30 protein-coding genes are annotated in these 17,572 nt (G+C 42.5%); all 30 read right to left on the bottom strand.

Annotation, left to right across the window (positions count from 1 at the left end; translation table 11 throughout):
• Nucleotides 1-30: 30 nt before the first annotated feature.
• Nucleotides 31-417: a VOC family protein gene (locus CJP46_RS09850; protein ID WP_094595433.1), complete on the bottom strand. Its 387-nt coding sequence runs from the start codon at nucleotides 415-417 to the stop codon at nucleotides 31-33.
• Nucleotides 418-458: 41 nt separating this feature from the next.
• Nucleotides 459-695: a hypothetical protein gene (locus CJP46_RS09845; protein WP_094595432.1), complete on the bottom strand. Its 237-nt coding sequence runs from the start codon at nucleotides 693-695 to the stop codon at nucleotides 459-461.
• A 146-nt stretch (nucleotides 696-841) separates the two neighbouring features.
• Nucleotides 842-1,336: a DinB family protein gene (locus tag CJP46_RS09840; RefSeq protein WP_094595431.1), complete on the bottom strand. Its 495-nt coding sequence runs from the start codon at nucleotides 1,334-1,336 to the stop codon at nucleotides 842-844.
• A gap of 36 nt (nucleotides 1,337-1,372) precedes the next feature.
• The gene (locus CJP46_RS09835; protein WP_094595430.1) at nucleotides 1,373-1,933 is read right to left on the bottom strand and encodes an HAD-IA family hydrolase; all 561 of its coding nucleotides are present in this window, start codon (nucleotides 1,931-1,933) and stop codon (nucleotides 1,373-1,375) included.
• 16 nt (nucleotides 1,934-1,949) lie between these two features.
• Nucleotides 1,950-2,387, bottom strand: coding sequence for a GyrI-like domain-containing protein (locus tag CJP46_RS09830; RefSeq protein ID WP_094595429.1), 438 nt, complete (start codon nucleotides 2,385-2,387; stop codon nucleotides 1,950-1,952).
• A gap of 230 nt (nucleotides 2,388-2,617) precedes the next feature.
• The gene (comI, locus tag CJP46_RS37040; RefSeq protein ID WP_256992287.1) at nucleotides 2,618-2,713 is read right to left on the bottom strand and encodes a competence inhibitor ComI; all 96 of its coding nucleotides are present in this window, start codon (nucleotides 2,711-2,713) and stop codon (nucleotides 2,618-2,620) included.
• Between the two features lie 137 nt (nucleotides 2,714-2,850).
• Nucleotides 2,851-3,330 carry a hypothetical protein gene (locus tag CJP46_RS09825; protein WP_094595428.1) on the bottom strand — a complete coding sequence of 160 codons (480 nt, stop codon included), beginning with the start codon at nucleotides 3,328-3,330 and terminating at the stop codon, nucleotides 2,851-2,853.
• A 43-nt stretch (nucleotides 3,331-3,373) separates the two neighbouring features.
• Entirely contained in the window at nucleotides 3,374-3,757 is a 384-nt protein-coding gene (locus CJP46_RS09820) for a hypothetical protein (RefSeq protein ID WP_094595427.1), read from the bottom strand.
• Nucleotides 3,758-3,870: 113 nt separating this feature from the next.
• Nucleotides 3,871-4,515, bottom strand: coding sequence for an HAD-IA family hydrolase (locus CJP46_RS09815; protein WP_094595426.1), 645 nt, complete (start codon nucleotides 4,513-4,515; stop codon nucleotides 3,871-3,873).
• Nucleotides 4,516-4,554: 39 nt separating this feature from the next.
• A complete protein-coding gene (locus tag CJP46_RS09810) occupies nucleotides 4,555-5,331 on the bottom strand; it encodes a Cof-type HAD-IIB family hydrolase (protein ID WP_094595425.1) in 777 nt (258 codons plus the stop codon).
• A gap of 59 nt (nucleotides 5,332-5,390) precedes the next feature.
• Nucleotides 5,391-5,915 (bottom strand): GNAT family N-acetyltransferase, encoded by a 525-nt coding sequence (locus tag CJP46_RS09805; protein ID WP_306431038.1) that lies wholly within the window; start codon nucleotides 5,913-5,915, stop codon nucleotides 5,391-5,393.
• A gap of 26 nt (nucleotides 5,916-5,941) precedes the next feature.
• The gene (locus CJP46_RS09800) at nucleotides 5,942-6,379 is read right to left on the bottom strand and encodes a GNAT family N-acetyltransferase (protein WP_094595423.1); all 438 of its coding nucleotides are present in this window, start codon (nucleotides 6,377-6,379) and stop codon (nucleotides 5,942-5,944) included.
• 40 nt (nucleotides 6,380-6,419) lie between these two features.
• A complete protein-coding gene (locus CJP46_RS09795) occupies nucleotides 6,420-6,854 on the bottom strand; it encodes a VOC family protein (protein WP_094595422.1) in 435 nt (144 codons plus the stop codon).
• A gap of 96 nt (nucleotides 6,855-6,950) precedes the next feature.
• Complete coding sequence (locus CJP46_RS09790) at nucleotides 6,951-7,991, bottom strand: NAD(P)-dependent alcohol dehydrogenase (RefSeq protein WP_256992286.1); 1,041 nt, start codon at nucleotides 7,989-7,991, stop codon at nucleotides 6,951-6,953.
• Nucleotides 7,992-8,064: 73 nt separating this feature from the next.
• Nucleotides 8,065-8,589, bottom strand: a complete 525-nt coding sequence (locus CJP46_RS09785; RefSeq protein WP_094595421.1) for a DinB family protein — start codon at nucleotides 8,587-8,589, stop codon at nucleotides 8,065-8,067.
• Nucleotides 8,590-8,640: 51 nt separating this feature from the next.
• Nucleotides 8,641-8,970: a DUF3024 domain-containing protein gene (locus CJP46_RS36485; RefSeq protein WP_179281109.1), complete on the bottom strand. Its 330-nt coding sequence runs from the start codon at nucleotides 8,968-8,970 to the stop codon at nucleotides 8,641-8,643.
• An 88-nt stretch (nucleotides 8,971-9,058) separates the two neighbouring features.
• Nucleotides 9,059-9,748, bottom strand: coding sequence for a class I SAM-dependent methyltransferase (locus tag CJP46_RS09775; RefSeq protein ID WP_094595420.1), 690 nt, complete (start codon nucleotides 9,746-9,748; stop codon nucleotides 9,059-9,061).
• A gap of 318 nt (nucleotides 9,749-10,066) precedes the next feature.
• Nucleotides 10,067-10,282 (bottom strand): immunity protein Imm33 domain-containing protein, encoded by a 216-nt coding sequence (locus CJP46_RS09770; protein WP_483874439.1) that lies wholly within the window; start codon nucleotides 10,280-10,282, stop codon nucleotides 10,067-10,069.
• 360 nt (nucleotides 10,283-10,642) lie between these two features.
• Nucleotides 10,643-11,011 carry a VOC family protein gene (locus CJP46_RS09760; protein ID WP_094595418.1) on the bottom strand — a complete coding sequence of 123 codons (369 nt, stop codon included), beginning with the start codon at nucleotides 11,009-11,011 and terminating at the stop codon, nucleotides 10,643-10,645.
• A 36-nt stretch (nucleotides 11,012-11,047) separates the two neighbouring features.
• Complete coding sequence (locus CJP46_RS09755; protein ID WP_094595417.1) at nucleotides 11,048-11,485, bottom strand: VOC family protein; 438 nt, start codon at nucleotides 11,483-11,485, stop codon at nucleotides 11,048-11,050.
• A gap of 143 nt (nucleotides 11,486-11,628) precedes the next feature.
• On the bottom strand, nucleotides 11,629-12,147 hold the full coding sequence (locus tag CJP46_RS09750; protein ID WP_094595416.1) for a DinB family protein: 519 nt from the start codon (nucleotides 12,145-12,147) through the stop codon (nucleotides 11,629-11,631).
• A 61-nt stretch (nucleotides 12,148-12,208) separates the two neighbouring features.
• Nucleotides 12,209-12,592 (bottom strand): hypothetical protein, encoded by a 384-nt coding sequence (locus CJP46_RS09745; protein ID WP_094595415.1) that lies wholly within the window; start codon nucleotides 12,590-12,592, stop codon nucleotides 12,209-12,211.
• Nucleotides 12,593-12,784: 192 nt separating this feature from the next.
• Nucleotides 12,785-13,291, bottom strand: a complete 507-nt coding sequence (locus CJP46_RS09740; protein WP_256992285.1) for a hypothetical protein — start codon at nucleotides 13,289-13,291, stop codon at nucleotides 12,785-12,787.
• A 61-nt stretch (nucleotides 13,292-13,352) separates the two neighbouring features.
• On the bottom strand, nucleotides 13,353-13,841 hold the full coding sequence (locus tag CJP46_RS09735) for a GNAT family N-acetyltransferase (protein WP_179281108.1): 489 nt from the start codon (nucleotides 13,839-13,841) through the stop codon (nucleotides 13,353-13,355).
• Nucleotides 13,842-13,860: 19 nt separating this feature from the next.
• Nucleotides 13,861-14,367 (bottom strand): DUF6886 family protein, encoded by a 507-nt coding sequence (locus tag CJP46_RS09730; protein WP_094595412.1) that lies wholly within the window; start codon nucleotides 14,365-14,367, stop codon nucleotides 13,861-13,863.
• Nucleotides 14,368-14,383: 16 nt separating this feature from the next.
• Nucleotides 14,384-15,226: a P-loop NTPase family protein gene (locus CJP46_RS09725; protein WP_094595411.1), complete on the bottom strand. Its 843-nt coding sequence runs from the start codon at nucleotides 15,224-15,226 to the stop codon at nucleotides 14,384-14,386.
• Between the two features lie 13 nt (nucleotides 15,227-15,239).
• Nucleotides 15,240-15,932 carry a tetratricopeptide repeat protein gene (locus CJP46_RS09720; RefSeq protein WP_094595410.1) on the bottom strand — a complete coding sequence of 231 codons (693 nt, stop codon included), beginning with the start codon at nucleotides 15,930-15,932 and terminating at the stop codon, nucleotides 15,240-15,242.
• Between the two features lie 23 nt (nucleotides 15,933-15,955).
• The gene (locus tag CJP46_RS09715; RefSeq protein WP_094595409.1) at nucleotides 15,956-16,513 is read right to left on the bottom strand and encodes a GNAT family N-acetyltransferase; all 558 of its coding nucleotides are present in this window, start codon (nucleotides 16,511-16,513) and stop codon (nucleotides 15,956-15,958) included.
• Nucleotides 16,514-16,551: 38 nt separating this feature from the next.
• Entirely contained in the window at nucleotides 16,552-16,989 is a 438-nt protein-coding gene (locus CJP46_RS09710) for a GNAT family N-acetyltransferase (RefSeq protein ID WP_094595408.1), read from the bottom strand.
• Between the two features lie 53 nt (nucleotides 16,990-17,042).
• Complete coding sequence (locus CJP46_RS09705; RefSeq protein WP_094595407.1) at nucleotides 17,043-17,567, bottom strand: DNA topology modulation protein; 525 nt, start codon at nucleotides 17,565-17,567, stop codon at nucleotides 17,043-17,045.
• Nucleotides 17,568-17,572: the final 5 nt, after the last annotated feature.

The raw sequence follows: 17,572 nt of genomic DNA, 5'->3' as shown, positions 1-17,572 counted from the left end.
CTTATTCTATGAGATATGGCAACATGAACTCTACCCAATCCAGCCGGACCATACGTCAAACCGGTTTCCGTTCAAATCATAAAATCTAAAGTTCTTCCGGTTACCGTCGTATAGCTTGATTTCCGATACACGGACTCCTCTTTCTTTCAACGCAGCATAGGTCTCTTCAATATTGTCGGATTTGTAGGTCAGGAGGTGCATATCGTAGTCTTTTCCTTCCCAATGGTCTGTCTTATAAGTCAGTTTCACATCTTCTTGATTGTTCACGGTAACCAGCATGATTTCCGCTCCATGACCCAGGTCAAAACTAAATCCCGTCCAATGAAATCCGAGCTTCTCTTGATACCACCGGATCGTTTCTTCCCGGTCGATAACCGGCAGATAGACGCAATCAATGTGACCGACAATATTTTTCATTGCAGACCTCCAATAAGATGTAATGGATCGGACATAACTATCTACTTGCGAGGACCCTTTTCATTGCCCCGTTTAAAATTACCTGTTGCCTTTGCCATGATGAGTTGGGCTTCTATAGGATCTGCATTCGTGATCTGCTGCAGGAAACGCTCACTTTCCTTGCCGGATAAAATGGTGACCTGCTTCCCCTGCCAGTAAATGATGACCTTATTGTCTTTCGTCGCTCTGTAAGTAAATACTTCGTCACTGAGCTTATTCCTCTTATCAGTCGGGCTCATGATCGCGCTCCAATCTTATATCGTCGACCAGATCGTATATGATCTTCACCGAGGATATCCGCCTGTTCTCTAATGTAATCCACCGTTTCCTGCAGCTCTTCGGGTGTATAATCCTGTCCTGTCCTGTCCCCGGAGCTTACTCCAGATTAAAAACGGATCACATCCGCATCCGGCGGAGTATATCCCAGCATTCTCCCCATCGTCATAATCTGTCCCTTGTGGTGAAATTCGTGCGTCATGACATGAGTCATCAGCTGCAACACGGAGTATTCTTTCTGAGCATGCAGCGAAGGAATCTCGCCAACAATACGTTCATCGGGACGGTGGCTGTTTTCCTGCAAAAATAACTCTACCATTTCATCAACTGCTGAAAATAGGTTTCGTATGTCCTGCGTCGTGCGAATGAGGTTCGTTTCAGTAGTCGCCCGGAGTGACTGCATGGCAAAATGGCCGATCCAAAATTCATAGACGTTGGCGATATGTACTAATGTATCACGTATGCTTCCCCTGCCAAAGTCATCTATGGGTAGAATAAAGTCTCCCTCCTTGAATCCTTCGCAAAATGAAATAACGACTTCCCGCGATCCTTGGATCAAGGCATATTGGTTGGCTAGCAACTTCATCACCTCAATTCTAATCATTTTTAGTGATCTTTTTTTAAGAATATCGCTCTTTCCTTAAGGTATAACGTTGAAAAAGTCTTTGTAGTTGGATAGGTAAAAATCTGCGCCTGGGGTTTCGTTCTGAAATAAACAAGTTTTAATCCCCAAAGTCTTGCCAGGCATTATATCGATCTCCCGATCACCGATAATGAAATCGATCCGGTTTCTATGGTGCAAATGAAGATACGACGCCGGGTCCGGCTTTCTGGGAAAGCCGTCGTCACCAGCGACGATGTCCACAAAATAGAGGTCCCATTGATAATGTTGGAGTATTTGAATGACTTCTCTGCGAGGTTTGTGCGTCATGATTACATTCTTTTCAGCTGCCCGCAAAATGTTTTCTACGTCGGGGAAGGGCGGTGTTTGTTCGGGCAGCAGACTCTCTTCCCTGCTAAAAATTTCTTTGATTTGAAACTCTGTTAGCTTGAAGTACTTAACTGCGTGAGTAAACGATATTTTCAGATGCTGCAAAATTTCTTCTTTGGATCTTTGCTGTTCCAACACCTCATAAAAAATGTTCGTATAGGCCGGGTATGTATTAAACAAGGTACCATCGAAGTCCCATAATATGTTCAATATCCCCCTCCTCCCATCATGATTTTAATTGTACGTATATATCGAATTCACTTTCTTCGGCTTCGCCTTTATATCTATCATCATAAACTTCAAAACAAATGATATCCCATGTCTCATGGTGGTTTGCAGACAACCAATTCACGATCATCTCAAATGTTTCATTGATTCTGCTTACGGGCCCTTTGTGAGTCATACCCGCAAACCGGCCGGCTGGAATTTCATATGAATACATCCCCTCTGGAGGCTCGCTCCATTCATCGACCTGGACGCCAGCCAGATAACCATGTTCATTTCGCTTAATGACACCAAGTGTTTCGGTCTTGCTCACCTGTCCGGGGATCTCTTGGATCCTAGCAAACAAAGCCGGCCAAACATCCGTTGGATTAGCTGGTTTCCCTATGCCTCCAATTCCTACCACCTTTTTTTCTTGCAATTCATAAATTGTTGGCCCCATCGTCATCTCCTCCGACACTGGATTACATTCTCGTACCATCGTTTTTTCCAAAAGGCATCTGTATTAAATTGCTTCTACTTTGATACATATTATTTTTGTGCTATCATATATTCAATAAAGACCAAGTGCTGGTAACACTTGGTCAATACAATTGGCTTGGATGGGATTCCCCTTCTTAGTCAGTTCAAAGGAAAAAACCCACCTTTTGCTTCCAACCTTAGGGTGGGTTTTTACTTTCTCTTGTTGTTATTATTAATGTATGTTAAAAGAGCAAGAATGAACGCCCCAAATAGGAACATGATCGTTAATGCGTCTTTTACTTCCATGGCTTCACCTTCCTTCGAAGGGAAACCATGCCCACCCAAGATTCAATTGTAGTTATATTTTACCTTTTATTACATATGCGCACAAGCGTTCCCGTCACTTTATCCAGGAATCATAATCCTTAAAAATCTTATGAAGATTACCCAAACAGCTGCTTCTTGAGCTTCTCTCGCACATCCACATCTGCCTTATCTAGCATCTGCTTCAGCCGCACAGCATGCCAAGAAATATACCAACGATCCATCTTGGAGCCCTTGTTAAAAAATTCTGGAGGATAATCAGATGACTCTAGATCTCTCTCCCCTACCGGCCCAAAATACTCAAATACATACGGAAAGCCCTCTTTTTCTATTAAATCGTCAACGACTTGTTCGATTCGCTCCCGGTTAATGGTGTCAAAGATAATAACCGGTGTGGATGCACACCAATAGGCTCCATTGAGGCATGCTCCGCTTGTTAAATAATCTTTTCTCATGGATTCGATGCATGGGATCGTATAGAAATTCGATATCCATCGTGTTGTGTCGGGGAAAGTAACCACTACATCCACATGAGTCTGCTCCGGTTCCTTAATCCAGTTCTCTGCGCCAATCCGGATATGTCTCTTCTTTTCAAACATACTACCCTCTCCTAAGTCTCTATCAATCGGATTGCTCTTTAAGCTACCCTACCGCAACAATCACACTCGTTACGAGCAATAACACCGAGACGGGCGCCCAGATCCTTCTCTCCCATTTGCTTCTTGTGATCAGGTTTAGCACGGTTGAAACCATTGAAAAAGCAACCACAAACCAGATCGCTTTGTCGGCAAACGAATCCCATGCCGGGAGGAACAAGCCCGACTTGCCCAGCACAATAGACGCGATAACGAGAAGAACGATGGCCTGAATAATCGCCCCCACACGCATGCCCGGTGGATATTTTCCCGGGAACTTTCCACCCATAGCATAACTTCCCCATGGCATCCCTAGCGCCAAGGCCAGTTGAAAAAGCACAACAATAAACATTAAAACAGTGAATACTATCGCCGATATGGATACCAACACGGTCAACCCACTCTCCCTAAAATTGAAGCCGTCTGGGTGAAAATCCGTTTTCCTCTGACAGCGCGTGACTCAATCACATCTTTTATCGTCAGACCAGCCGTGACACTCCATTTCTAATAGACTACATTCAGAATGTCTTCGATCTTCTTCATGTAATACGTGCAATTTTCCCGGAGCAGCTCTCCGTCGCCCCCATATCCATACTCGGCTCCAATGGAATCAATCCCGTTGTTTCTCGCCCCGATGATATCGTGCTTTCGGTCGCCGATCATGACTACTTCACTTTTCACGAGGTCTCTGTTCTGGAGGATGTGTGTGATGATTTCGGTTTTGTCGGACAGCGTCCCGTCCAGATGACTGCCAACGACCCATTCAAAATGATGGTCTACTTCAAAATACTTCAGGATCTCATCGGCAAATACTTTCGGTTTAGAGGTGGCGACATAGAGCATAAATCCGTCGTCTTGCAGCTTCTTTAATACGTTTTGCATCCCGGGATACAATTCGTTTTCAAACATTCCGTATTCCCTAAAATACTCCCTATAATATTCAACACCTTGCAGTGCCTGGTCCTCGGAAAAAGAATAGATTTCCATAAACGAGTTTTTCAGCGGGGGACCAATAAACGGCTCCAACTGATCCAAGTCATCCTCTCGAATCCCGAACTTGTTTAGTGCATACTGTACCGACTTGGTAATCCCGATTTTAGGATCCGTAATCGTGCCGTCCAGATCAAATAAAAGATGTTTGTATCTCATGCGTGAGCGTGACCTGCTTTCTAATTGTGATTTTGGTGTTTACAGAATGGTTTCCAGTATCTTCGCAACTCCATCGTTATCATTCGTATCCGTGACCTCTTTTGCCAACACCTTTAGTTCTTCCACTGCATTTCCCATTGCTACGGGCCAACCACAAACTCTAAATAATCCGAGATCATTTCGATCGTCACCAAAGGCGATTACATTTTCGAGGGGGACATTCAACCTTTTGCATAGTATTTCGACAGCTTTTTCCTTTGAAGCCTTTTTAGACGTAATCTGAACAAGTTCTCCATGATCTGTAACGATCACGTTTAATTGGGCTGCAAGCTTCTCATTAAATGAGTCGGTATCCATATTTCCGTAAAAAAGGATTTTTGTTGCATCCAGCTTTTTTAGTTCTTCCAACGATTTCGCGGTGGGATTTTCCTGAACCTTCATATGGGCTGTATAATCATATTCCTCAAGGCTCAACCATTCATCCATTACTTCCAGACTTATTTTCAAATCCAAGTCGCAGCTTAATCCATACTCCAAGACCTCAGCGGTAATTCGAGCTTCAATAGGTTCATGATGATGAATTCCTGTTTGTTCGCATTGGATATAGGCTCCGTTGTAAAAAATAGTTGAGCCCATCCTCAGTAATTCTTCAGGTAATAACCATCTCACAGCTCTTGGTGGCCGTGCGGTCGCAAAGATGATTTTCATTCCTTTCTCGTAACAATCCTGAATAGCCTTATAGTTCCGGTCAGTTATTTGTTTGTCTGAGTTGAGGAGAGTTCCGTCTAAATCCAAAACAACTGCTGCAAGCTTCATTGAAATTCTCCCTTCAATGAAATACCAATGAACACACGGGTTACCCGATGCGGATCCCCTTATCCCGAACTTCCATTAATATGTATCCAATACTTACAAATCCCATTATTGATTTCTTCCAGAGTCCCGTGGTTGCTTTCGATTACTTTCCTGGACTGTATGTTTACTTCATCACAAGTGAGTAATAATTTTTCAATCCCAAAATTTTTGGCCATCTTTACGAGCTCCGACAAGAAAAGCTTTCCATACCCCTTTCCTCGTTCACTTGGCCGTACGATATAACCGATGTGTCCGCCATATTCCAATAAGCGTTCGTTCAATCGATGTCTCAATTTTCCATAGGCAACCGGACGATCATTGATGTACATCCAATAAATAGTTTGTGGAACATGCCCCTCAGGCAGGTTCACTCCATTGGAGATTTCAACCAGTCTAGGTAAACTACCTTTAAATTGATCGAAATCATGCTCTGGGAAATTGGTAGTAAACCCGTTCTCTCCTAGCCCAATTTCATTAATCATTTCAAAAATGTCCCTGTCGTCGGTCTCTGATAAAGCTTTTAGCTCAATCTTCAATGATATCACCCGCTCCCCTTGATATAATGTAGGCGTTACAAGTTCTCTTCATTATCGGTCAGGTCCTTGATGAAGTAATAATGTTGATATCCCAATGGCGCATTCTCGATCACGGCCATTTCCCGATACCCGTATTTCTTATAGAATTCCGGAGCCTGAAAACTGAAGGTGTTCAATTTAATGAACGTACAGTGCTTCGAAACTGCAATTCGTTCCGCTTCCTCCAGTAACCTTTTCCCATGTCCGCATCCACGATATTCATCATCTACCCACAAAATATCAATTTCCATCCAATTCCAGCATATCGCACTATTTAGACCGGCTATGATGTTGCCCGTTTCGTCCTTCACGCAAAGGTTCGTTTCTTCGTAAATGCCATTGGGCGCATGCCTCGAATTAAACTCAATCAGTTTATTTCTTACGTAATTCGCCTCATCCGCTGTTCCTCTAATTATTTTAGGAATTCCCGACATCGTATCCTCCTGTTGGATTCATATCGTCTATTTTCTCTTCTTAGGAATGACCTGCCTTCATTCGTTCCATAATCGGGTGGCCTTCTTTCAATTGAAGCAAGTCCCATAGATTCCCATACAGATCTTTAAAAACGGCGACGATTCCATAGGACTGCTCTTTCGGCTCCCTCACAAATTCGATTCCTTTGGCAATCATATCGTGATAATCTCTCCAGAAATCATCCGTATTCAGAAATAAAAAGACCCTTCCGCCGGACTGGTTTCCGATGAATGCTTCCTGTTCGGGTTTCGATGCCCTTGCGAGCAAAATGGTTGTGCCTGCCGAGCCTGGAGGAGCAACGACCACCCAACGCTTATCCTGTTCCGGCTGATACGTATCCTCAACTAACGTAAAATGAAGCTTCTTCGTATAAAAATCGATTGCCTCATCGTAATCCTTAACCACTAAAGCGATGTGCACGATGGATTGAATCATATCCTTTTCTCCTCCGATTTCTCCGAAATCCAATGAAACGTTGAATTCATTTTATATGTATTCCTGAAATTTACAAGGTTTTCCCTTGAAAACAACTCATTTCTCCGGAACGCCTCGATCCATACGAACGACTACCTTCCCTATTGCTCGACCTTGGCCGAAATACTCAAAGGCCTTGGCAGCGTCCCCCAACGAATAAACCCGATCTATGATAGGCTTGACTTGACCCGTTTCCACCAAAGACCTCCAGATCAACTGGTCGTCATGGTTCGGCTTATGGATCAGCAATCCCAACTTCTTCTTTTGAAGCTTAGCCGTCCATGGTGCTGCCAATAATGTCTGAAAGATACGAGCAAAGGAACCACCCACCATGACATAGGTGCCTCCTGGTCGAAGTGCGCGCTTGATCGCAAATACAGATCGGTTTCCGACCACATCGAGGATCAGATCATACCGCTTTTCCCCTGCAGTGAAGTCCTCATTCATATAATCCATAACATGATCCGCCCCCACGGTAAGCAGCGTTTCCAGCTTCTCGGCCCGATCCACGCCGGTTACCACGGCCCCTTGCAGCTTGGCATATTGAATCCCGAACGTACCTACACCGCCGCCTGCTCCATTGATTAGAACGTGATAACCTTTCGCAAGCTTTCCTTTGTCGCGTAGTCCTTGTAAGGCCAGGACCGCTGCTTGAGGAATGGCTGCCGCCTGCTCGAAGCTCATCCCTTCCGCCTTCGGCGTCAGTGCTTTTTCGTCAGCGCAGACATATTCTGCAAACCCTCCCCAGCCACAGCCGGAGATATCTCCGAATACTTCGTCTCCGGTTCGAAACCGCTTGGCGGACGCCCCCACAGCGATGACCCTTCCTGCAATGTCCGCGCCTAAAATGCTGTACCGGGGTTTCCGCATCCCACCAATACGGTTCACAAACGGTTTTCCCCGAAGGAGATCCCAGTCCCAGGAATTCACTGATGCAGCGTGGACTGCGATCAACACTTCATGGTCCCTCGGCTTAGGAATTTCCACCTCTTCTATCCGAAGAACATCCGGCTGTCCGTAGGTTTCATAGACAAGCGCCCTCATCGTACCTGATCCTAAACTTACTTGACGGTCTTTCGTCTCGATCTCGGTCTTCATGGCCGACACCATCCTACCTTCAAATTAGGGTAAAGGCTGAGGCGAGCTAGGCAGCTCTTCTAAAGCAGAAGGATCAGCTCCTTTTTAAAATGCCTAAATATGCACTCCATGGCCCAACGTCTGCCCGGTATCTCTCCGCCATCACCCGCACAATTTGCGCCATATGCGTAAAATCATGAACAACCCACGTAGAGAGCAGCTCCCTCAACTTGACGACGCCGAATTCCGGATGCAGGCCGGTCTTTTCAATAAGGGCTGGATCAACGAACTCTCTGACTTTGGAAAGGTTCTCCATTCTAATGCTGTGGAACTCTAGTAACGCTTCTTCAACGGTTCTTTCGGACGCTTCTTTCAAGTGGAAAAACCGGTCAAATGCGGGAAACGGATTGTTTTCCCCTTCCGCAAGAATGGATTCCATCCGTGGGATCCAGTTATGCTTCTCCGCTTCAATGAGGTGCTCAACGACTTCAAGCGGGTTCCAGGTTCCTTCCCCTTCATTGCTATGCAGCCATCCCTCGGATATACCGGACAAGAATTGCTCCAAGGTTTTCGGCGTGCGCTCCAAAATCTCGAGGGCTTCATTCATATGAAAGTTCATACCAGCACTCCTCTCGGCTATCCATCTTTGACATTATGGATTCAACTCGATTTAAGTCCAAAACAGTCCGTTATGTCCTTCATCTACGATCTTTAATTGTGCTTCAAAATCTTCATTGGGTTCAATGTCATCTATGAAATGCCACTTTTCTTTACTGTCTTGCCAGTAGACCCTCCATACCTTCTCAAGCAGCCTGAACTGGGCCACGGGCAGTAGCACCCAGCGGTCACTTTGAAATGCTTTTCTTTCCTCAAATAAGGTCACATGGTTTCCCCTGATTTTATAGCTGACCTTCAGTTCACTTTGCACATGTTCGGGTACTGCCCCTTTTATATATTGATCCATTATTTTGATAATGCGCTTTTTCGTAAAATCATCCATAAATTTCCCTCCAGCTGTCACGTATCTCATGATTATACCTTATTGATAAAGATCCTATAAATCTCAAATCCCATAGCTCTCTGCTGAGTTACAAATGCTTCCACCAAATCCCGGCACACTCCGGAACCGTAGACCACTGATTCTGAATGATCCGATCAACGAGTTCTTGTCCGAAGAAAAACTCCGTATGGTGAATGGATTCATCGACACTCCCAAAGTCATAATCGGTTCTAATCCATTGATGATCAAATCCGTATTGATCTTGAAGCCATGCGTAGTACGGCTGCAAAAACTCAGGGGGATGCGGCGTCTCATATCCTGTACCCATCGTTTCAAAAATGATGATCGTTCCATTTGGCTTTAATACGCGCTGCATCTCGCTCATCATCCGTTCCAGATTCTGTTCCCAGTTATTTTCTGACGCATCGGCCAGGTAACAAATACTCCACCCCGAAACAACCAGGTCAACGGTCTGATCTGGTATGGGCAGCTGCCGATGGTCCGACACCACGGTTTTCCAATTCAACGGAATGCTCATCTTCTGCAGCTTGTTCTCCAAGATGTCCAGCATCGGACGAGAGATATCCGTACAGATCAGAGATTTAACCTCGGGAGCAATCACCGTCGATAACCTTCCCGCCCCTGCTCCTAAATCCAGCACATCCAAGTTTTTAAACACCCTGATTTTATTGATGATGTCATATAAATCAGGCTGGCGGCTGACCATGGCGTCATACCTGTTGGAGTGATTCGTATAAATAGGATCTTGGGTTGTCATAGAAAAAGCTCCTCAAAAGTAGTATTTTTGTGCAGGATAGATATAGATATACCCGCTATATAAGTTGATCCATGAATGGATGATGGGGCAAGTACGTAAAATGTTCCTACGATCGCTCTTGTTTTCAGATTTCTTGATGGTATAGAGCCTACTTAAGGTAGAAATCCGAAAGCCAAATACGACCGCTTCGCTTCTTCGGAATCCTTTTACTCCCTTGCCTGCATCCTATTCTTTAGTTCAATTTTTATATTTTTGTGACCGGTGAATTATTTCAACATAAAATCTCGATCAGGAACTTGAAGTGTTTCGCTGCGTCCCTTACTCATTAGGTTCCTCCCACTCTACATCCCAGTACCAATACACCATGTTCATTCCGTATGAATGCCGTCCCAGGCGGCGAATTAAGAAAAGGGATAATGTCAGGATCGTAATTGCAAATCGTGTCACCAGATAGATGGTATGGTTATCGTCATTGTCCATGTAATCTTCGTCTTCGTCACCGGCCATGTACCGCCATCCGCTGTTATTTCCAATCCTTAAAGTAATCTAGTATTTGAAAAGAATGATGCATCGCTTTCGAATTGATCTCAAAATAGATGGGCTTTAATAAAGGGTCGACGCACATCAAAAGCAGGGTCAATCCAATGATCAAGACAGAACTTCCCCAAGAAATGTGAGCCCTTCTTATCCAAAAAACATTCCCGCAAATCCACACAAGCGCAAGGAACAAGCAGCTTCCGATGACTAGATAGGCAGGCACGTACCCTTCCATACACCAATAAAGAAGTCTGTACCCATACATCCAAATGAGCAGCATTAGCATGTTATATGGAATTAGCGCTAACCTCTTCATCATTTTTGCAATCACCCTTTTGCAATCATTTCAGACCTGGGTTATGCTTTCGGATAGTCGCTCCACAATTCAATGATGTTCCCATCCGGATCATAGAACCCAAAAGACTTCCCCTGGTAATTCGAAATCCGTCTGACTTCAACCCCATGATCCATCAGCCACTGCCTGGCTTCATCGATATCAGAAACGACGAAACCATACGCAGCTTGAGGACCGCTTGAATACGTCATCTGTGAGTTTACCGCTTCTTCACTTACGATCAGCAGGATCCGAATTCCCGTTGTTGACCTCATTTCCACGTACAAAGGATCTTCAAACGCAGTTTCAAAATGCAGATATTTGGCATACCATTCTACGGAGCGTGCCAGGTTCGTCACAGGAATATAAAAGTAACCGTTCAACAGTTCCATAAAACTAAGACCTCCCCTCTCAATCTATGATTACCTTCATACAAAATCCTCTTTCATTTCGTCCTGCGGATCCCACTTGGACCAAGCGGCCTCCAGTAAATTCCCCTGGTTATCTCTAAAGTAAAAATATTTAGCTCCCCCAGCTCCGAGAGTCTGTAAATCTTCGACCACCAGCCCTTTGTCTGTGAGGAGTTGATGGGTGTACTCAATGTCGGGGCAGTTCATCGCCATGATTGGAAAAGGTTTGCCGTTCCTCATGATTTCAAGCGGCTGCTTGTCCCCTGTTTCAATGAGCAGCATAGCAATCGAGTGTTGATGGGGATGATGCAGCACGGCAATAAAGGACCCCCGGTACTGGAACTTATTCATTAACTTAAAATCCAAGTTTTCCGTGTACCACGCAATAGATTCATCAATACGGGTTGTCGGAACATATACGTAGCCAATACGGGAGAACGCAAATGTTTGACTCATTGGACACACTCCTTAGTAATCAAAAAAGTGGCTGAATATCCCGAACGCCTTTATTTCATAAACTGTACTTCCCTTAGTGTACTTATCCTTCACCTGCATATAAATCCCGGCCATGTCTATTCACTAGTTACTTTGTCTTGAATTCACTTTTCTTTATGCCATTTTCTAAGCTGATTGATATGCGCTTGATGATAGCGGTTATGGTCAGCCATATGCCACAAACCCCAGCGTATCGTTGCCTGCTTCTCATTTTCATGTCCAAAGGTGACTATTTTTTCTAAATCAGCATCTGTTAGCTGCGTACATGCCTCTTTCAGCATGTCTAACACACTATCATATTGAGACATAAGTGTACTCAAAGACACTCCTTGGAACATCGGAAGCCCGCCATGTTCATCGATCATAGGGCCATACTGCTCTTGAAGTGACTGTGGAAGCGGGAGTCCCTTTATTCTGTAAACCCAATTTAGATCAACGTACAGGATATGCCTGATTAACTGAGCTGTGTTATTAAAAATGCTATCGGGTCCCTTGTAATCCACCTCTTCTTGCGACATGCCGGCGGTGATGGACTGTAGTCGTTGGCTGTTCTCTTTTACAGCGGAATATAAGATTCCTACCATTGGCGCCATATTGGCTTCACCTTTTAGGTCGTAGAGCATCCTAGCTTCTCCTCTCATTTATTAGAAAAATCGCTCGTTCTTGTCCTGTATAAAGATTTCCTTATTTCTGCTTATTGAAGTGAATTTCAATATGGTCGTTCTTTAAAATCATTTCTTTTTTCATAAATTCAATGTCAAATAAGGCGTCCTCCACTAAGATTTTGTTCTCCGCTTTCCATGCATAGTTCATATTTCTTTCTCTCTCATTGAATTTCTTCTGAGTATCCCCACCTTCTATGGCCACCATATTAAACGATGTGGCACGAATATGGGTTTCTGTTATTTCCAAATGGTTATAATACCCTAACTCCTCATCACTTCCAACTTGCTGAGTTGCTTGATCCGCCTCCCAAACACCAAGAATTGAGGATTTATGATGTTGTGTGCAGCTTGATGTTAAAACGGAAACCACAACTAAAGTTAGCAATAGGTTTATGAATTTCATTCTGAAGTTCCTTTCTCCCTAAATCATAGATTCCGCTTTGGAAAAATGGAGTTCATGCTGTAGGGATTCAATCATGAAAAAAAACCAGCCATAGATCACTCTTATCTTAGGCTGGGTCGTTTGTTGTCTGGAGCTTTTTCCATGATTATACATGTAGATGACCAATAGGAGAAAGCCCCAAAAACGTACATATTAATTTACTGAATCATTACCAAAATAAAAACCTTTAAGCTGCTGGTCAAAAAAGTTCTTTAGTTCTTCCTGCTCGATTGAATACATTTGCGCATTTTTCACGTCAGTTCTCGTAATAAAGATTTTTTCAAGATCGTATTGGATGCGGACTTCTTTATTGGCTTTAAGTCGAAAAACGATACCCGCGCTTATATTCGGAGGGATTTGATTCATTTTAATTACTGAGGAATCTGGTACAGAATTTATCCATTCAGCAATAGATCGAATTTGGGCATTTGTTAATTTAATATCAACAAAGTTGATATTTGGAGTTGTATCTCTTGAATAAACTACCTTCGACATTTCCGTACTTACAATTTCATTTACTGAGATGCTTCTATTTGGCTTTAATTCATCTTTCAAAAAGCTTTGGTAAAGGTAGCCGGCACCGATAAGAAATAAAACTATGATTAAGATTGGAGTTTTTTTATTCATTTTTCCCCATTTCATATAACGTTTTGTATTCACGAAACCTGAGGAACCTGAGGTGCCTACCAGTGATTAATGTGTCGTAATCAAATGTCCTTATCTAGACTTTAAAATATTGATATATAACTTCATGTCCTTCCTCCAGTTCTTCCTTCTCATAGAATTCTATATAAAAAGATTCGTAAATGTTCCTCCAAAACTGAATGGCCGGCGTATTCGTTTTAATTTGGCTTACAGCATACCTTCCAGGGAGTTGTGTAAAGAACGCCTTGCACGCTTCTTTCCCCAAGCCCTGTCTACGATACTTCTTCAGAATGAAAAATGAATTTAATACATAATCAGCAAATTTTTGATTCGAGAATGGACCACTTTGAAGTAAAATAAACCCAATAATTTTATCCTTTTTATAAATGAAATAAGGGGTCAATCCATCCTTTTCAAAAAACCAGTCTAAAACGTCAAATTCAAATAAACCATTACTTGAGTTCATTTCTAAATCACGATTAAACTCTGATAAATCATGCAGGAATAGAGCTATTAATTGTTTGAGAATATCTTTGTCGCTCTTTTCAACTCTTGTAATCTTCATGGTCTGCCTCTCCTCGTAGTTATTCCAGCTTTGCATTCTTCATACGGATCATGGAAAAGTTGACGGTGGACTTCAATATTTGTTCTCTCAGGGGCTGTAACGATGGAGTGATCCTTAGCTCTATTCCCTCATTTAATATAGCTGCTATCAAATCGTCAATTCTTTCTACTTCCATTGGGATAACCGGATGTCTTGATACGTAGTATCCCGCATTCTCTTCTTCCAATTCGAAATCGGCCGAATCAAAAGCGTAACGATAAATAGTCCCCTGTTTTACCCGTTCATACCACCCTGTTTCAATAGCTATGATCCGATTTGCTTTCGACATTCCAAAAAAACGTTCAACATCCATATCACGGGTGTCATCCTTGGGCCAGAGGCAGACTCTCGGACATTCTCGTGGAAAATAATAATGCGGCGCATGATACTCATCGATCGTCCAGACTTTCGCATCGGTTTGATCGTATATGGTCCGCGGTTCGAAGATTTGGATATCGGGCTCTTCGCTAAAATGAAACAGCTTCATAATATTCACTCCTTCATTAGCCTACATCCAAGAAACCCCTTACCTCCTGTAAAAGGGATTCCCCATCAAATTCCGTATTATTCATCGTCAATTTAGCGATTTTCAATTGATCCATGATGGCTAATTCATATTTCTTTCGTTCTTTCAGCACCTCACAAAGACCATCCACGCCGTGATATCCATTTGCTTTGCCGTATCCCTGCTCTGTGAAGTACCAGGTAATATGGCACAGCCAATCATCCGAGCGTTCCTGAATGACTCTGTTGATGGTCGATCTGATATCATCTTGGTAAAAGTAAATGATTTTAGGATTTAAAGGCTGAATAATCGTTTCTAACCTCTTCATAAATTCAGTAATCATTTGTTGTGACTGATTGAACCGCCCAAGCATCATGGTCAGCGGATTCTGCAAAAAGCAGCACTCTAAAATAACTATTCTTTCCGTTTGTTGAGCGTATGTAACGAATTCCGTCCATCTCTCAATGATGAGCTCTTGATATCGATCCAACGATCCATTGTATACATCAAATCCAGCCAGCTCGTCTATGAGACTCTTATTTTTTTCCATCGATATATGTTGTTGTAATTTACCGTAGTAAATTAGTTGATATTTTCTGACGTTTTGAGTAAACAAAGCTATGGTGTCGATTAATTCAGGGTACTTATTTAACAGCAATTCATATTCGCTGCCATCCAAACAAGCCACGGATTCATAATCAGCCGGATGATTTAAATCCCCTTCCAGATACAATTGATTGTCTTTACCGTGAGCATCCAGCAGCCCCTTAATATATCGAGCAGTAGAGGTCTTACCTGATCCGGGTATACCTTCCACAAGTATTAATTTTGTTTGGCTCAAGATGTTATCTCCTTTATAGCCCGTTTCTTTTGTTATTGGAGTCCTTGGATAACAATATTTCCATCTCCAATGTTGTTCTTAGTTCCTTGGCTTCATCATCATCCTTATTTAAAATCATATATTTATCTAAATACAATAATGCCTGGTTATAGTCTTTTATCGCTTCATAGACCTGAGCCAAATTCCAATACGCGTTACTTTCATTCGGATCAAGCACAATGACCTTTTGAAAACATCCGATCGCCTCTACATACTTATCTAAACGGGATGCAACAATTCCTTGATTTAGTAACGTTTCCGGTTGATTGGCTTCGATATCCAAGGATTTGTTATATGCCTCTTCTGCTTTGATTAGGTCTCCGCACTTTTCAAAGTAAATTCCAAGATAATAATAAGCATCTTCATTGTCAGGGTTTAATTTTAGGGCATCATCTAAACACCTTTTTGCTTCACTTAAGTTTCCCTGCTTTATATAAATCCTGCTCTTATTCATGTAAGGTCTTTCCCAATGTGGGGCTCTCCCTATAGCTTCATCAAACCAATACAATGCTTGCTCTAAGTTTTCCATTTGTAACTCACAGCACCCCAGATAATTTAAACTTGAGTCCAATTCAAGCTGTTTATCGATGCACTCTTTAAAAACGTCAGCTGCTTGTTGATATCTACCTTCAAAATATAATTGATCACCAATATCGTATAGGGACATCTAAGGATTGATCCCTCCAATTGTTATATCAAGTGGTTATTTAGCTCCTCGTATTCACTTTTCAAAATACTCATATAAATCGTATCCGAATAACGTCCGTTGATAAAAACCTTTTCCCGTAACCTTCCTTCTTCCTTAAATCCACATTTTAAATAACATTGATAAGCCCGTTCATTGAAATCATGTACTTCTAATTGCAATCGATTCAAATTCAATCTGTTAAAAACAAACTCCTGTAGTACCTTTATGGCCTCCGTTCCATATCCCTTGCCAAGATGCTCTTTTATTCCGATGACAATGCCAAGCTCCGCCGATCTATTTTTCCAATCTAATCGAAACAAATCAATTTGCCCAATGTATTCTTCAGTATCTTTGTCTGCTATGACAAATCCTTTTTGTTCCGTTTTGCCCTCAAGTATTGAATTTAAGTACTGCTCTGTCCCATTTAAGGTATGTGGAAATAAGAAAATGTCTGATAGGTTATCTACGATCTCTGGATCATTACACCACTTTCTCATAAAAACTAAATCTTCTTTTCTGTACTCTCGCAAAACAATCCGGTTGCCGATAAGTTGCGGCATGGTGACACATCCTTATAGATTTTATTTTCATCTATTTTTCAAGACAAGTGCTTCCTATACCCCTCGACCTGTTCATCTTTAAATCCTAATTTCTCATAAAAAGCATGGGCTTCCTTTCTCTGTCCACCCGAAACAAAAATAACATAATAACAGTCTTTCTCCCGCGCAATGGCCTCGATATTCATCATTAACTGCTTTCCTATGCCAAGCCTGCGAAAACGATCTGAAACCACAACGTTCTCAATAACCATAAAGGGTCTGCACTCTCCGACAAGATCCTGGCAAACAATCCCCATAACGGACCCTGCCAGTTCTCCATCCTTAAATGCCCCTAGGACATGGTAGTTACCGATTGCTTGCATGACTTCATATACTTCGACCAGTTTTTCGTAATTGGTAGGCTGATCCATGAGTTCCTCATACAGACGGCATAAGTCATTCAGATCGCTTTTGGTCACTTCTCTTATTGTAATCATTTAATAACTTCTCCTCGGTTTTTAAAAAGAAATTTGCCAATACTCCATATAAACTAAAATTTCCCATCACTTTTAATTCGGTCCAAAAACTCCTGTACCTCTTTCCTTGACTTTAATATGACAACCTGCTTTCGACCCTTTACTTGTTCGAGCGCTTCCATAACCTTTGATCTGCTTCTTTTCTTATAATTCCAGACCCAAATAAAAAAAGCCCAATCCAGTTTTTCGGGACATTCCTCGTTCAGATCGGGTCGTGTTTTTCCATGATATTTGATTCTTCTTTTTATAATTCTATAAATGCATAGGAGTCTGGGCATATCTAAAAATATGACCGCATCTGCTTCATTCAATCGAATCCCAAGAGTTCTGGAATAATTGCCATCGATAATCCATTGATCACCGTTCACAGCATCTATCACAAATTCATCCCATTCGTCGTTTGAGGTTGGAGTCCAATGGGGTTTCCAATAAAAGCGGTCCAGATGAACTACCGGTAATGCAAGAATCTTACCTAACTTTTGAGATAAGGTAGATTTACCGGAGCCAGCTGAGCCGATGATCGCGATTCGATTCGTCAAGGGTT

The organism is Paenibacillus sp. XY044, assembly GCF_002257645.1.
Lineage (GTDB): Bacteria > Bacillota > Bacilli > Paenibacillales > Paenibacillaceae > Paenibacillus_AQ.
Note: the sequence above shows the minus strand (reverse complement) of the source record. Positions and strands in the feature narration are given on the sequence as shown.